The sequence below is a fragment of the Mycolicibacterium chengduense genome (assembly GCF_033741155.1).
GTDB lineage: Bacteria > Actinomycetota > Actinomycetes > Mycobacteriales > Mycobacteriaceae > Mycobacterium.
The window spans coordinates 509,392-523,110 of the sequence record NZ_JAWQNH010000001.1; the positions used below are offsets into that span (position 1 = coordinate 509,392).

Sequence of the window (13,719 nt, forward strand, 5' to 3'; positions counted from 1 at the left end):
ACCTCACATGTCCGTATGTCACTCAATTTGTCGGACCACCTCCTTCCCTGTGTACCGACGAAAGTACCCGCGGCAGGCGGCGCCGACAACCGATTTTCGGTCACTCCCGGCGGCCGACGGCGTCGTTCACCCACGCGGTCAGCGCTGCGTGCAGGGGCGCCTGCGCCAGCACGACACCGTCCAGGGTATGCACCCTGGCCACCAATGTCACCGCCGATAGCAACCAAACACCTTGCGCGGCAAAGAGATCCGTGATGGTCAACCGGCGGTGGGCGACGCGCGGCGCGGTGCCGAACAACGCGGCCACGGTGGTACCCGGCAGGATCGGCAGGGTGGACGGCGGGCTGAGGAGAGTTTCGCCATCAGCGATCACCACCGACGACCGCGGCCCCTCCAGCACCTGCCCGTCCGCGTCCAGGTAGATCGCATCCCCGGCGCCTCGACGGGCGGCCTCGCGCAGCGCGGCGACATGCCGGGCGTAGGACAGTGATTTCGCGCCGGCCAACGCATCAGACGGTGCAGCGGCCAGGGTCACCGCGGCCACGCCGTCGCGGCGCGCGGCGACCGCGTGTTCCGGCACCGGTGATATCGCAGCGAAACCCACACCGTGGCCGTGCACCAGCCGCAGCACCGCGTCCCGGTCCGGCCATCCGGTCACGGCCGCGCCGGCCGCCGCGCGGAACGCGGCCACATCGGGGTCGGGCAGGCCGGCGATCCGCGCCGAGGCCAGCAGCCGGACCAGATGTTCCTGAAGCAGACACACATGGCCGTCGCGCACCAGCGCGGTCTCGAACACCGCGTCACCGTGGGTCAGCGCCGGGTCGGTGCCCCGCACCAGGGGCTCGTCAGCGGCGTGCACCCGGCCGTCGAGCGTCACGATCAGGCCGGCGGGCATGAGGCCTGAGCCTACTGACGACGCCGTCGTAGGCTGGGGACATGTCCGCAGTTCCCGCCCCCGAGACCGGTCCCGACGCCGGGGCCGTGTGGCATTACGGCGATCCGTTCGGCGAGCAGCGCGCCGCGGCCGACGGCGCCGTGATGGTCGATCGTTCGCATCGGGCGGTGCTCACCCTGACCGGCGGCGAGCGGCGTTCGTGGTTGCACACCATCTCCAGCCAGCACGTCAGTGACCTGACCGACGGCGCCGTGGTGCAGAATCTGAGCCTGGACGGGCAGGGTCGTGTGGAAGATCACTGGCTGCAGTCCCAGCTCGACGGCGTCACCGTGCTGGATACCGAGCCGTGGCGCGGCGAACCGCTGCTGGCCTTCCTGCGCAAGATGATCTTCTGGGCCGATGTGGTGGTCGAGCCGGCCGAGTTGGCCGTGCTGTCCTTGCTCGGCCCGGGCTTGTCGGCACCCGCGGTGCCTTCTGCGCTGGGGGTGGACGCACTGCCCGGCCCGTGGACCGCTGTCGGGCTGCCCGATGGCGGGTTCCTGCGCGGCACCTTTCCCGAAGAATACGACCTGGTGGTGCCACGGTCGGCCGTGGACGACTGGAAGCGCACGCTGGCCGGCGCCGGTGTGGTGCCGGCCGGGATCTGGGCCTATGAGGCGCACCGGGTGGCTGCTCGGCGCCCGCGCCTGGGCGTGGACACCGACGAGCGCACCATCCCGCACGAGGTCGGCTGGATCGGCGGCCCCGGCGAGGGGGCCGTGCACCTCGACAAGGGCTGCTACCGCGGCCAGGAGACCGTCGCCAGGGTGCACAACCTGGGCAAACCGCCGCGCATGCTGGTGCTGCTGCAACTCGACGGCTCCGGGGACCGACCCAGCACGGGTGATCCGCTCACCGCAGGCGGTCGCACGGTCGGCCGGTTGGGCACCGTGGTGGACCACGTGGACGACGGCCCCATCGCGTTGGGCCTGGTCAAGCGCGGTATTCCGGCGGACACCGAGCTGAGCACCGGCGGCGAGGTGATCGTTGCGGCGGTGATCGACCCGACCTCGGTGGCCGCCGACGAGCACGTCGGCGCCGGCCGGATCGCGGTCGACCGGCTGCGCGGCGCCGGCCGCTGACCGTCGCAGCCCGGCCACCGGCAGGGCCTACCAGCGCGGCGCCGTCCGGCACGGTAAAGTGACGGCAGGACAATAAACACACACTCAGATCGGAGCCGCCTGCACGTTGGGCCGCTCCGTTATTGCGCGAGGGGGTCCCCTATGGGCCGCGGCCGGGCGAAGGCGAAGCAGACAAAGGTTGCTCGTGACCTTAAGTACAGCTCGCCACAAACCGATTTCGAGCGGTTGCAGCGTGAGCTGTCCAACGCGCCCGAGTCTGATGACTTCAGCGACGGCCTGGCCGATCGCTACGTCGAAGACGACGACTGGCGCCGCTGACTCCCACCCGTACGGGTAGCCCCGCGTCCTGATCGAAATCAGAACCGCGGGTGCTGACCAACCAGGTGTGCTCGGGCTTCACCTTTTCCACCCTTGGTGACAGTGCCCAGCGTCCAGCAGTTCAGGTGGCGTGCGGTGAGAATCGCCAACGCGCGGTCGGTGTCCTCCGGCGCGACGATGGCGACCATGCCGACGCCCATGTTGAACGTCTTCTCCATCTCGGCCCGCTCCACGCGGCCGCGCTGGGCGATCATGCCGAAGACGGGCGCCGGAGTCCAGGTGCCGCGGTCCATCTCTGCGACCAACCCGTTCGGGATCACCCGTTCGAGGTTGCCTGCGAGTCCGCCACCGGTGACGTGGCAGAACGTGCGCACCTGGGTCTCGGAGGCCAGCGCCAGACAGTCCTTGGCGTAGATGTAGGTGGGTTCGAGCAGTTCCTCGCCCAGGGTGCGGCCGAACTCCTCGACGTGGCCGGCCAGATCCATCCGGTCGATCTCCAGCAGCACCTTGCGGGCCAGGGAGTAGCCGTTGGAGTGCAGACCGGTCGAGGCCATCGCGATGATGACGTCACCTGGCTTGACCCGTTCGGGGCCCAGCACGTCGTCGGCCTCCACGACGCCCACACCGGTCGCGGAGATGTCGTAGTGGTCGGGTTCCATCAATCCGGGGTGTTCGGCGGTCTCACCGCCCAGTAGCGCACAGCCGGCCAGTACGCACCCGTCGGCGATACCGGACACGATGGCGCTGACCCGTTCGGGCACGGTGCGCCCGACGGCGATGTAGTCCTGCAGGAACAACGGTTCGGCGCCGCACACCACGAGGTCGTCGACGACCATCGCCACCAGGTCCAGCCCGACGGTGTCGTGCTTGTCCATCGCCTGCGCGATGGCCAGCTTCGTGCCGACCCCGTCCGTCGACGACGCCAAGAGCGGCTCCCGGTACCCGCCGCGCAACGCGAACAGTCCGGCGAACCCGCCCAGTCCGCCCCGCACCTCGGGACGGGTGGCTTTCTTGGCCAGCGGTTTGAACAGCTCGACGGCGCGATCCCCCGCCTCGATGTCCACCCCGGCCGTTGCATAAGAGATGCCGTGTTGTTCGGCGCGACCCTGACTCATCAGGCTAAAGGCTACCGGTCGCACGCCGGACTGGACACCGCTGGGCGGGTCAGCGCCCGGTCCGCCGACGGGTTGTACAGCGGCTAGGGCCGGCGCAGCGCCGACGCGTTGTCGTTGGCGTCCTGCAGCGGCATCCCGTTGCGCGCGGCGTTGGCCAGCATGTGCTCGATGACGTTCTTGCCGAGGGCGCTCTCACCGGGCAGTTCGATCGGGTAGTTGCCGTCGAAGCACGCCGAGCACAACCGCGACGACGGCTGCTCGGTGGCCGCGATCATGCCCTGCTGGCTGATATAGCCCAGGGTGTCGGCGCCGATGGCGCGCCGCACGTCCTCGAGCATCTCGTCCTCGTCACCGCTGGAGCCGTTGGCGATCAGCTCGGCGGGGGTGGCGAAGTCGATGCCGTAGAAGCACGGCCACTTCACCGGCGGTGACGCGATGCGAACGTGCACCTCAAGCGCGCCGGCCTCCCGCAGCATGCGGATCAGGGCGCGCTGGGTGTTGCCGCGCACGATCGAGTCGTCGACGACGATCAGCCGCTTGCCGCGGATGACTTCCTTGAGCGGGTTCAGCTTCAGCCGGATGCCGAGCTGGCGGATGGTCTGCGACGGCTGGATGAAGGTGCGGCCCACATAGGCGTTCTTCATTAGGCCTTGCCCGTAGGCGATACCGGAGCCCTGCGCGTAGCCGACGGCCGCGGGGATCCCCGACTCGGGCACCCCGATCACCAGGTCGGCCTCCACCGGGTGCTCACTGGCCAGCCGACGGCCGATGTCCACCCGGGTCGCATGCACGGACCGGCCGCCGATCACGCTGTCCGGGCGCGCCAGGTAGACGTACTCGAACACGCAGCCCTTGGGCGTCGGGTTCGCGAAGCGGGTGGAGCGCACGCCGTCGGCGTCGATCGCCAGCAGTTCGCCGGGTTCGATATCGCGGACGAAGGACGCCCCGACGATGTCCAGGGCCGCGGTCTCCGAGGCCACCACCCAGCCGCGATCCAGCCGGCCCAGCGACAGCGGACGCACCCCGTACGGGTCACGCGCGGCATACAGCGTGTTCTCGTCCATGAAGGTCAGGCAGAACGCACCGCGAACGGTGGGCAGCAGCTGCAGCGCCGCCTGTTCCAGCGTCGCGTCGGCGGCACCGTGTGCCAGCAGCGCGCCCAAGATGTCGGAGTCGGTGGTGGCGGTCGGTGCGCCCCTGGTCTCGATCAGCCCGGCCTCCCTGGCCTGCTTGGCCAGCTCGGCAGTGTTGACCAGATTGCCGTTGTGGCCCAACGCAACACCGGTGCCCGCCGCCGTGTTGCGGAACACCGGCTGGGCGTTCTCCCACGTGGTGGAGCCGGTGGTCGAGTAGCGGCAGTGTCCGATGGCGACATGGCCGGGCATGGCGGCCAGGGTCTGCTCGTCGAACACCTGGCTGACCAGGCCGAGATCCTTGAAGACCAGCACCTGCGAGCCGTCGGCGACGGCGATGCCTGCCGCTTCCTGCCCACGGTGTTGCAGCGCATACAGCCCGTAATATGCGAGCTTGGCCACATCTTCGCCGGGTGCCCAGACGCCGAAGACGCCGCACTCCTCTTTGGGGTTCTCTTCAGGCTCTACCGGCTCGAAGGTCACGATGGCTGCTCCCTGGGGGCTGGGGGTGACGTAACTGAGTTTACGGGCAATCACCGTCATTGACGGAATCGAACGGCGGATTGCTCCCTCGTGAGCCTCAACAAGGTTGGTGGGTGCGCACATTCCGCCAGCGCAGGCGACGGCTACGGTAAATGGATGTGAGCCAAGACACCGTCAACGCCACGACCACCGAGCCGACTGCCCCATGGGGGCCGCTGACGCGAATCGCATTCCGATTCTGCTTTGTGTACTTCGGGTTGTTCTGCCTGTGGTTCGCCCAGATCACCTTCGTCTTCACCGGTCCGCTGGCCATGCTGCTACCCGCCGGCGCGGTGCAGTGGCAGATGCTGTTGACGGATCCGGCCAGCCGATGGGTGGGACGGCTGCTGTTCGGTGTGGACGCGCGGCTGCATCCGGGGTCGGGCAGCGGTGACCAGGCGGCGATCTGGGTGGCCATGTTCTGCCTGCTGGTCGTCGCCGCGCTGGGCACCGTGGTGTGGACGCTGCTGGACCGCCGCAGCAGCGGCTATCCCGAGCTGGCCGTCTGGTTCCGGGTGTTCCTGCGGCTGTGCCTGGGCGGGCAGATGCTGTTCTACGGTGCGGCCAAGGTCATCCCGACGCAGATGCCCGAGCCGCCGCTATCCGCGCTGCTCCAGCCGTTCGGCCAGTTCAGCCCCGCGTCGGTGCTGTGGTTGCAGGTCGGCAGCTCGCCCGTCTACGAGATGGCGCTCGGCGCGGTCGAGATGGTCGCCGGCTTGTTGTTGTTCCTCCCCCGAACCGCCACGTTCGGAGCGCTGCTGAGCCTGCTCAGCATGGCGCAGGTGGTCCTGCTCAACATGACCTTCGACGTTCCGGTCAAGATCTTGTCCTCGCATCTGTTGCTGATCAGCGCCGTACTGCTGGCACCCCAGGCCAGGCGGCTGTTCGCCGCCGTGGTGCTGGAGCGGGCCTGCGAACCGGTACCCGTGCCGCGGTTGTTCACCGGCGCGCGGGCCAACCGCTGGGCGGTCAGAGTTCAGCTGGCCCTCGGCATCTGGGTGCTCGCCGGTCTGCTGATCCAGGGCTGGCAGGCGTGGGACAGCTACGGCGGGGGGCGGCCCAAACCGGAGCTCTACGGGATCTGGTCGGTCCGCTCGTTCACGCTGGACGGCCGAGCCGTGGCACCCCTGACAACCGATGAAAACCGTTGGCAGCGGCTCGTTTTCGATGAGGTGGGAGCGGTGACCTTCCAGTCGATGGATGGCCGGCTGCACACCGCGCCGGCTGACCTGGACACGGGCTCGGCCACCCTGACGCTGACCACACCGCTGCCGATACCCGACGGCAGTACCGCACCCGTACCGGACCCGACACCGTTCGCCGACCTTCACGTCCAGCGCCCCGATGCCGACCGGCTGACGTTGGTCGGGACGCTGCGCGGCAGCCCCGTGCACATCGAGCTGGACCGGGTGGACCCGAACACCTTCCCGCTGCGCAACCGCGGTTTCCACTGGGTGCAGGAATACCCGTACTTCCGCTGACCGGGTTCAGTCCGGCAGCGGCACCACGGGCAGCCAGTCGGCGATCTCGGCGGCCCGCGAGCCCGACATGGTCAGGCCGGGCGCCGCATCGATGCGCAGTAAGCCGGTGGCCAGCCGAAGCCAGGTCCGCGGATCGGCTTCCACCACGTTCGGCGGGGTACCGCGGGTGTGCCGCGGTCCCTCGATGCACTGCACCGCGACGAAGGGCGGGACACGCACCTCGACACTGGCACCGGGGGCCAGCGCGGCCAGCGTGCGTGCGGTGAGGCGCACCGCCTCGGCAAGCACCGGGCGGTCGGGGCTCGGCACACTGTCGTCGCGAAGCCAGTCGGCGACCGCGAGCACCGCGGCCCGCGTCTGTTCCGGATCTGCCGTGCGCCGCGCCGCCATCCCATTAGTGTCGCAAGGTGGCCGCCGAGCGCTTCGCAGTGCCTCACCGCACCGTCGGGGCGGTCGCATTGGCAGTGCTCACGGTGCTGGCGGTACTCATCTACCTGCAGTTCCGTGGCGATTTCCGGTACCGGGCGGCCCTGACCGTGCTGTCCCCGCGGGCCGGCCTCGGCGTGGACCCGGGATCCAAGGTGACCTTCAACGGTGTGGAGATCGGGCGGGTACAGATGGTGTCCCCCGCCGACGTGGGCGGGGTGCCGCACGCCCGGTTGACGGTGCAGATCGAACCGCGCTACCTGGCGCTGATTCCGGCCAACGTCACCGCGGATATCAACGCCACCACCGTGTTCGGCAACAAGTACATCGCCCTCAGGTCACCGGAACACCCTGCTTCGCAGCACATCTCCGCATCCGGCGAGATCACCGCGACGTGGGTGAGCACCGAGTTCAACTCGCTTTTCGAGACGGTACTGGCCATCTCGGAGCGGGTCGACCCGGTCAAGCTCAATCTCACCCTGACCGCCGCGGCCGACGCGCTGAGCGGGATGGGTGACAGCTTCGGCCGGTCCCTGTCGGATGCCGACGACATCCTCGCCGACGCCAACGCCCGGACCGCTCAGTTCCGGCGTGACATCCGTGCCCTGGCCGACCTGGGCGATCGCTACGCCGACGCGGCTCCTGATCTGTTCGACGGGTTGACCCACGCGGCGCGCACCGCCGCCACACTCGACGACGAACGCGCGACGATCGATCGGGCCCTGCTGGCCGCCGTCGGATTCGGAGCCCTCGGCGGTGACGTCCTGGAGCGCGGCGGGCCTTATCTGGTGCGCGGTGCCGCCGACCTGATCCCGACAGCGACGCTGTTCGACCACTACAGCCCGCAGTTGTTCTGCACCATCCGCAACTACCACGACGTGGAACCGTTGATGGCGGCGACGTTCGGCGGTGACAACGGCTACTCGCTGGATTCCGACGGTACGGTCTTCGGGTTCGGGCTGCCCAACGCCTATGTCTATCCGGACAACCTGCCCAGGGTGAACGCCCACGGTGGGCCGGAGGGCAAGCCCGGCTGCTGGCAGAAGATCACCAAAGATCTGTGGCCCGCGCCGTATCTGGTGATGGACACCGGACTGTCGATCGCGCCGTACAACCATTTCGAATGGGGCTCACCGATTTTCAGCGAGTACGTCTGGGGCCGTCAGGTCGGCGAGCCCACCATCAACCCGTGAGGGTTGACCTCAACCTTTCTTGAGCTCCTACCGTGGCAGCCATGACCTTCAAACCGCACGAACTGGACTTCCTGCGCGGCACGGTGTTGGGCCGACTGGCCACCGTCGACCCGCACGGCGCTCCACAGAACAGCCCGGTCGGCTTCACCTACAACGACGAGCTGGGCACCATCGACATCGCCGGCTACCGGATGTCGGCCAGCCGCAAGTACCGGAGTCTGGCGCACAACAACAAGGTGGCCTTCGTCGTCGACGATATCGCCTCGCACGACCCCTGGCGGGTGCGCTGCCTGGAGATCCGGGGCACCGCCGAGCAGGCGACAGCCGCCTCCGACCCGGACGGGCATCTGGATTCGGCGATCATCCGGGTGACACCGCGCCGGATCATCAGTTTCGGGATCGACGATCAGGACACCGACCCGCACGACCTGGTGCCCGATATCCGCGACGTCTAGCCCCGCCGCTGCACCACCAACGCCGCGACCGCACCCGCCTCGTTGATCGCCAAGTGCACCAGCATCGGCGCCGCCAGACTGCCCGAGCGCCGGTACAGCCAGTCGAACACCCAGCCGGCCGCCGCGGTCGCCACGACCGTGGCGGCTACTGGCTCTCGCGTACGCCGCGCGTCACCGATATGGCTGAGCCCGAACGCAATCGACTGGACCAGCCGGCCGGCGCGCGGGCCGAACGCCGCCGCGGTGACGTTGCCCAGGCCGGCACGAAACGCCGCCTCCTCGGCCCACACGGTGGCCAGCGGGATGCGCAACACCAGCCAGCGCAGGGAATCGTCAGGCAGCTCCCGGGCCGCCATCCCGGCGCGCACCGGCGGCAGCGCCGCCGAGGCGGCCACCCCGACCGCGACCGGCACCGCCACCGCCAATCCCAGCCGCACCCCCGCGGCCAGCACCGGGCGCCGCACCCCGACGGTGGCGCCGCTGAGGGCCAGCACGGCCGTCGCCGCTGCGGCCAGCGCGGGCGCGCGGGTCAGCACGGACTTACCCGCCGCCACTCCCACGGCCAGTGCGACGGCCCGGAACATGCTGGCGGACATCAGTATTGGTCGTCGCTCTCGTCGCGGTGCAGCGCGGCCCGCACCCGTTCGGTGTCCGCCGGCGTCCAGCCGTCCGGCGGCGCGACGGCCACCCAGCCGTCGAGCACCGAGTCGCCGTAATTGTGGCCGTGGCCGCCGGGAACGCCCGCGGCGTTGGTCATATCGGCACTCACCTGCCAGAACGTCACGATCGGATACCAGCGCATGGAAGCCGTCCGGTCGACGCCGGGCGGTTCGGTCAGCCAATCCGGCCGGGAGAACAGAAGTTTCGGGGACCACCAGACGATGGGATCGGACGCGTGCTGCAGGTACAGCACCCGGGTCCCGGTCCAGGGGGCCGCCGCCACCCGGGCGATCGCCTCGGAGCTCTGCGCTTGGGAGAACCGCACCGTACGGCCGTTGTCATAGCGGGGTTGCACCTCGGGGGTGCCCGGGTCGCGGCGCTGCACCAGACCGCTCCACAACGAACTCTCGTTGGGTGGCCCGACCCACAGCACCGAGGAGAAGTCCATCGCGGCGATATCGGGCAGCCAGCCGAAGGCGCCCTGGCCGGCCAGTGACCCGAGGCTCTCGCCGTACAGGGCGAGCTTCGGCCGGTGCTCCTTCGGCAGTCGGGACCAGCGGTCGTGGATGGCGTCGATCATCATCCGGCCGGTCTGCACCGATGTCTCCCGGTCGCTGAGGAACGAAATCCAGCTCGGCAGATACGAATACTGCATTCCGATCAGGGCGGTGTCGCCGTTGTACATCATCTCGATGGCGCGCGCCGCAACCGGATTGATCCACCCGGTTCCTGTCGTGGGGACGATCACCAACAGTTTGCGGTCGAAGGCGTCGGTGCGCTCGAGCTCGCTGAGCAACACCGCGAGCCGGCTCTCGGGGGTGTCGGCGGTCTGCAACCCGACGTACAACCGGATGGGTTCGCGGGCCGGTGTGCCGTTGACCCGGGTGAGTTCGGTGGCATCGGGGCCGCCTGCGACAAAGTTGCGGCCCTGGTAGCCCAAGGTGTCCCAGGGCGCGAACGATGTCGGGCTGCCCGACCGTTCCGACTGCAGTGGCTGGCTGACGCCGGCCCGCGTGGTGGAGTTCTGTGGCTGGAAGACGCTGCTGGCGCCGATCAGGAAACCGCGGTAGAGGACGCCGTTGACGAGCGTGATGAGTAATGCCACCACGATGGCGGTGCCGATGAAGAACGCCACCTCGCTGTGCAGCCGCCAGCGCCTGATCAGCAGGCGGGCCAGCATTTTGACCGCGTCGACGAGTATCCGCCAGGTGGCAAGCGCGGCCGCCGCCACCAGCACCGCGACCAGCAGCGTGCGTAGGTAGCCCACGGTGCCCGGCCCCTGGATACCCATCGCCGCCGACACCTGCCGCTGCCAGGCCGCGGCCGGGATGAGTACCAGCAGCGCCGACCCCACCGCTGCGATCACGATCGCGGCCTTGATGATGCGGGTGACCCGTGGGGTCGGCGGCCACCACGACCGGTGCCGTAAAACCAGGCGATACACCAGTTTTCCGATACCCACGCCGAGGCCGTATCCGATGGCCGCGTTGAGACCGCCGATCAAGCCGGCGAACAGCCAGTCCCGCGGTAGCAGCGATGGCGTCAACGACAGACAGAACAGCACGGCAGCGAAGGCGATACCGACGAAGTCGAGGCGGACCAGGCTCCAGACCCACACCAACAGTGGGTGATGGCTACCGGTCCGCTCGATCACCCGAACAACCCGGGCAGCACACCCTCGGAGGTACGGCGCAGCTCGTCCAGCGTCACACTGAACTGGTCCTGGACCTCCACGGCGTCACTGCCCTGGTCGACCACGCCGATCCGGGTGACCGGCAGGCCGCGCGCCTCGCACATCGACCGGAACCGGCTCTCCTCGGTGCGCGGCACCGCCACCAGTACTCGGCCGGCCGACTCGGAGAACAGCGTCACGAACGGATCGGCATCTTCTCCAATGATGACGCGGCAACCGGTTTCACCGGCCAGCGCGGCCTCCACCACGGCCTGCATCAGCCCGCCCTCGCTCAGGTCGTGCGCGGCCGAGATCAACCCGTCCCGCGACGCCGCGGTCAGCACCTCGGCGAGCAGCTTCTCGCGAGCCAGATCCACCTTCGGCGGCACCCCGCCCAGATGGTCGGCGGTCACCTGCGCCCAGATGGAGCCGTCGAACTCGTCGTGGGTGTCCCCCAGCAGCAGCAGGGTTTCGCCGGGCTCGGTACCCAGGCCCGTCGGGATGCGGCGCTTCACATCGTCGATGACACCGAGCACACCGACCACCGGGGTGGGCAGAATGGCGGTGGTCCCGGTCTGGTTGTAGAAGCTGACGTTGCCACCGGTGACCGGAATGCCAAGGGCCGCGCAGCCGTCGGCGAGACCGCGGACCGCCTGGGAGAACTGCCACATGACGCCGGGGTCCTCCGGTGAACCGAAGTTCAGGCAGTTGGTCACCGCGACCGGGGTGGCGCCGGTGACCGCGACGTTGCGGTAGGCCTCGGCCAGCGCCAACTGCGCGCCGGCGTACGGGTCCAGTTGGGTGTAGCGCCCGGACGCGTCCGTCGAGACAGCCACCCCGCGGCCCGTTTCCTCGTCGATGCGCAGCACCCCGCCGTCGGCATGCTCGGCCAGCACGGTGTTGCCGCGCACGTAGCGGTCGTACTGCTCGGTGATGTAGGCCCGGCTGCACAGATGCGGGCTGCCCAGCAGCGCAAGCAGAGTCGCCTTGAGTTCGGCCCCGGTCGCCGGACGCGGCAGGGTGGCCGAGGTGTCGGCGATCAACGCGTCCTGGGTGTCGGGCCGGGCCACCGGCCGCTGATACACCGGGCCCTCGTGGGCGACGGTGCGCGGCGGCACGTCCACAACGGTCTCGCCGTGCCAGGTGATCTCCAACCGATCGCCATCGGTGACCTCGCCGATGACGGTGGCCAGCACATCCCATTTACGGCAGACGGCCAGGAACTTGTCCACGTTCTCCGGTGTGACGACGGCGCACATGCGTTCCTGCGACTCGCTCGACAGGATCTCGGCCGGGGTCATGTTCGCCGCCCGCTGCGGCACCGTCTCCAGCTCGACCCGCATGCCGCCGTCCCCAGCGGACGCGAGTTCGGATGTGGCGCAAGACAATCCAGCTCCACCGAGGTCCTGGATGCCGACCACTAGGTCGGCCGCGTAGAGCTCAAGGCAGCACTCGATGAGCACCTTCTCCATGAAGGGGTCACCCACCTGCACGGCGGGCAGCTTCTTGCGGCCCGGGCCCGAGCCCTCGTCGCCGCCGAACGTCTCCGACGCCAGCACCGACACACCGCCGATACCGTCCAGGCCGGTGCGGGCACCGAACAGGATGATCTTGTTGCCGGTGCCCGACGCGAACGCCAGGTGCAGATCCTCCTTGCGCAGCACCCCGACGCACAACGCGTTCACCAAGGGGTTACCGGCGTAGGAGGCGTCGAACACGGTCTCACCGCCGATGTTCGGCAGACCGAGGGAGTTTCCGTAACCGCCGATACCGCGCACCACGCCGTCGAGCACCCGGCGGGTGTCCGGGGCGTCGGCCGCCCCGAACCGCAGCTGATCCATGACGGCCACCGGGCGGGCGCCCATCGCCATGATGTCGCGCACGATGCCGCCGACGCCGGTGGCCGCACCCTGGTAGGGCTCCACATAGGACGGGTGGTTGTGCGACTCCACCTTGAACGTGACGGCCCAGCCGTCACCGATGTCGACGACGCCGGCGTTCTCACCGATGCCGGCCAGCATGCCGGCGCGCATCTCGTCGGTGGTGGTCTCGCCGAAGTAGCGCAGGTGCACCTTGGAGGACTTGTAGGAGCAGTGTTCGCTCCACATCACCGAGTACATCGCCAGCTCGGCGTCGGTGGGACGGCGGCCCAGGATCTCGCGGATGCGCTGATACTCGTCGTCCTTGAGGCCGAGTTCACGGTAGGGCTGCGGGTGGTCAGGGGTGGTGGCTGCCCGGTCGACGGTGTCTACTTCGGGGCTGTTACCAGACGTCACCGGCACAGTTTATTCGTTCCGGGGATATCGGCCGACCAGCACCGGCCCCAGTCCGCCCAGAGCAGAACACTGCCAACCAGATGGCAGGGCTCAGGAGGACGCGGCCACGCAAAAGGCGTTGCCGTCCGGGTCGGCGAAGACCACCCACTGGAACTCGGGGCCGAAATCGTGCCTACCGGTCTCAGTGGCGCCCAGCGACACCAGGCGGGTGACCTCGGCTTCCAGATCCTGCGTGTGGAAGTCGACATGCACCCGGTTCTTACCGGCCGTCGGATCGTCGACCCGCTGGAAGCCCAGCCGAAGGCCACCGGCCAACGTTACGTACACGAATTCGCCGGGCATCAGGGCCGTCAGCTCACCCCCGGTGGCAGTGGCCCACCACGCCGCCAGGCGGTCGGGATCGAGCGAATCGACAGTGATCATCTCCACACCAATGGCCATGGGCGGAGGAT

13 protein-coding genes are annotated in these 13,719 nt (G+C 69.0%); 5 read left to right on the forward strand and 8 right to left on the reverse strand.

What is annotated here, in order from left to right:
• Positions 1-100: 100 nt before the first annotated feature.
• Entirely contained in the window at positions 101-895 is a 795-nt protein-coding gene (locus SBI67_RS02575; protein ID WP_318979045.1) for an aminotransferase class IV, read from the reverse strand.
• Between the two features lie 41 nt (positions 896-936).
• On the opposite strand from SBI67_RS02575, the gene ygfZ reads away from it, so the two are divergent.
• Both ygfZ and SBI67_RS02585 read left to right on the forward strand, forming a co-directional pair.
• Complete coding sequence (gene ygfZ / locus SBI67_RS02580) at positions 937-2,016, forward strand: CAF17-like 4Fe-4S cluster assembly/insertion protein YgfZ (protein ID WP_318979046.1); 1,080 nt, start codon at positions 937-939, stop codon at positions 2,014-2,016.
• Positions 2,017-2,157: 141 nt separating this feature from the next.
• Complete coding sequence (locus SBI67_RS02585) at positions 2,158-2,334, forward strand: DUF3073 domain-containing protein (RefSeq protein WP_081664195.1); 177 nt, start codon at positions 2,158-2,160, stop codon at positions 2,332-2,334.
• Positions 2,335-2,372: 38 nt separating this feature from the next.
• On the opposite strand, the gene purM is transcribed toward SBI67_RS02585, so the two are convergent.
• Together purM and purF are read right to left on the reverse strand one after the other, a co-directional pair.
• Positions 2,373-3,449: a phosphoribosylformylglycinamidine cyclo-ligase gene (purM, locus tag SBI67_RS02590; RefSeq protein ID WP_266046744.1), complete on the reverse strand. Its 1,077-nt coding sequence runs from the start codon at positions 3,447-3,449 to the stop codon at positions 2,373-2,375.
• A gap of 83 nt (positions 3,450-3,532) precedes the next feature.
• Positions 3,533-5,065, reverse strand: coding sequence for an amidophosphoribosyltransferase (gene purF / locus SBI67_RS02595; protein WP_318979553.1), 1,533 nt, complete (start codon positions 5,063-5,065; stop codon positions 3,533-3,535).
• 152 nt (positions 5,066-5,217) lie between these two features.
• Here purF and SBI67_RS02600 point away from each other — a divergent pair, with 152 nt between their 5' ends.
• On the forward strand, positions 5,218-6,585 hold the full coding sequence (locus SBI67_RS02600; RefSeq protein WP_318979047.1) for a DoxX family protein: 1,368 nt from the start codon (positions 5,218-5,220) through the stop codon (positions 6,583-6,585).
• Positions 6,586-6,591: 6 nt separating this feature from the next.
• Here SBI67_RS02600 and SBI67_RS02605 read toward each other — a convergent pair whose 3' ends face one another.
• Entirely contained in the window at positions 6,592-6,975 is a 384-nt protein-coding gene (locus SBI67_RS02605; RefSeq protein WP_318979048.1) for a sterol carrier family protein, read from the reverse strand.
• Between the two features lie 17 nt (positions 6,976-6,992).
• On the opposite strand from SBI67_RS02605, the gene SBI67_RS02610 reads away from it, so the two are divergent.
• Both SBI67_RS02610 and SBI67_RS02615 read left to right on the forward strand, forming a co-directional pair.
• On the forward strand, positions 6,993-8,204 hold the full coding sequence (locus SBI67_RS02610; RefSeq protein WP_318979049.1) for an MCE family protein: 1,212 nt from the start codon (positions 6,993-6,995) through the stop codon (positions 8,202-8,204).
• A 41-nt stretch (positions 8,205-8,245) separates the two neighbouring features.
• Complete coding sequence (locus SBI67_RS02615) at positions 8,246-8,659, forward strand: PPOX class F420-dependent oxidoreductase (RefSeq protein ID WP_318979050.1); 414 nt, start codon at positions 8,246-8,248, stop codon at positions 8,657-8,659.
• On the opposite strand, the gene SBI67_RS02620 is transcribed toward SBI67_RS02615, so the two are convergent.
• The 4 genes from SBI67_RS02620 to SBI67_RS02635 form a co-directional block, all read right to left on the reverse strand.
• On the reverse strand, positions 8,656-9,255 hold the full coding sequence (locus SBI67_RS02620) for an Rv0804 family intramembrane glutamic endopeptidase (RefSeq protein WP_318979051.1): 600 nt from the start codon (positions 9,253-9,255) through the stop codon (positions 8,656-8,658). The two genes, SBI67_RS02615 and SBI67_RS02620, sit on opposite strands and share 4 nt — an antisense overlap.
• A complete protein-coding gene (locus SBI67_RS02625; RefSeq protein WP_318979052.1) occupies positions 9,255-10,973 on the reverse strand; it encodes an alpha/beta hydrolase in 1,719 nt (572 codons plus the stop codon). The genes SBI67_RS02620 and SBI67_RS02625 overlap by 1 nt, the downstream gene beginning before the upstream one ends.
• Complete coding sequence (gene purL / locus SBI67_RS02630) at positions 10,970-13,267, reverse strand: phosphoribosylformylglycinamidine synthase subunit PurL (protein WP_318979053.1); 2,298 nt, start codon at positions 13,265-13,267, stop codon at positions 10,970-10,972. Before purL ends, SBI67_RS02625 begins: the two co-directional genes overlap by 4 nt.
• Before the next feature lie 90 nt (positions 13,268-13,357).
• Positions 13,358-13,708, reverse strand: coding sequence for a VOC family protein (locus tag SBI67_RS02635; protein ID WP_318979054.1), 351 nt, complete (start codon positions 13,706-13,708; stop codon positions 13,358-13,360).
• Positions 13,709-13,719: the final 11 nt, after the last annotated feature.

Bases quoted from the DNA above. Each gene is read 5' to 3' on its own strand.
- purM (WP_266046744.1), bottom strand. From the start codon at position 3,449: ATGAGTCAGGGTCGCGCCGAACAACACGGCATCTCTTATGCAACGGCC.
- SBI67_RS02635 (WP_318979054.1), bottom strand. From the start codon at position 13,708: ATGGCCATTGGTGTGGAGATGATCACTGTCGATTCGCTCGATCCCGAC.
- ygfZ (WP_318979046.1), top strand. From the start codon at position 937: ATGTCCGCAGTTCCCGCCCCCGAGACCGGTCCCGACGCCGGGGCCGTG.
- SBI67_RS02585 (WP_081664195.1), top strand. From the start codon at position 2,158: ATGGGCCGCGGCCGGGCGAAGGCGAAGCAGACAAAGGTTGCTCGTGAC.
- SBI67_RS02605 (WP_318979048.1), bottom strand. From the start codon at position 6,975: ATGGCGGCGCGGCGCACGGCAGATCCGGAACAGACGCGGGCCGCGGTG.
- SBI67_RS02600 (WP_318979047.1), top strand. From the start codon at position 5,218: ATGGATGTGAGCCAAGACACCGTCAACGCCACGACCACCGAGCCGACT.
- SBI67_RS02620 (WP_318979051.1), bottom strand. From the start codon at position 9,255: ATGTCCGCCAGCATGTTCCGGGCCGTCGCACTGGCCGTGGGAGTGGCG.
- SBI67_RS02575 (WP_318979045.1), bottom strand. From the start codon at position 895: ATGCCCGCCGGCCTGATCGTGACGCTCGACGGCCGGGTGCACGCCGCT.
- SBI67_RS02615 (WP_318979050.1), top strand. From the start codon at position 8,246: ATGACCTTCAAACCGCACGAACTGGACTTCCTGCGCGGCACGGTGTTG.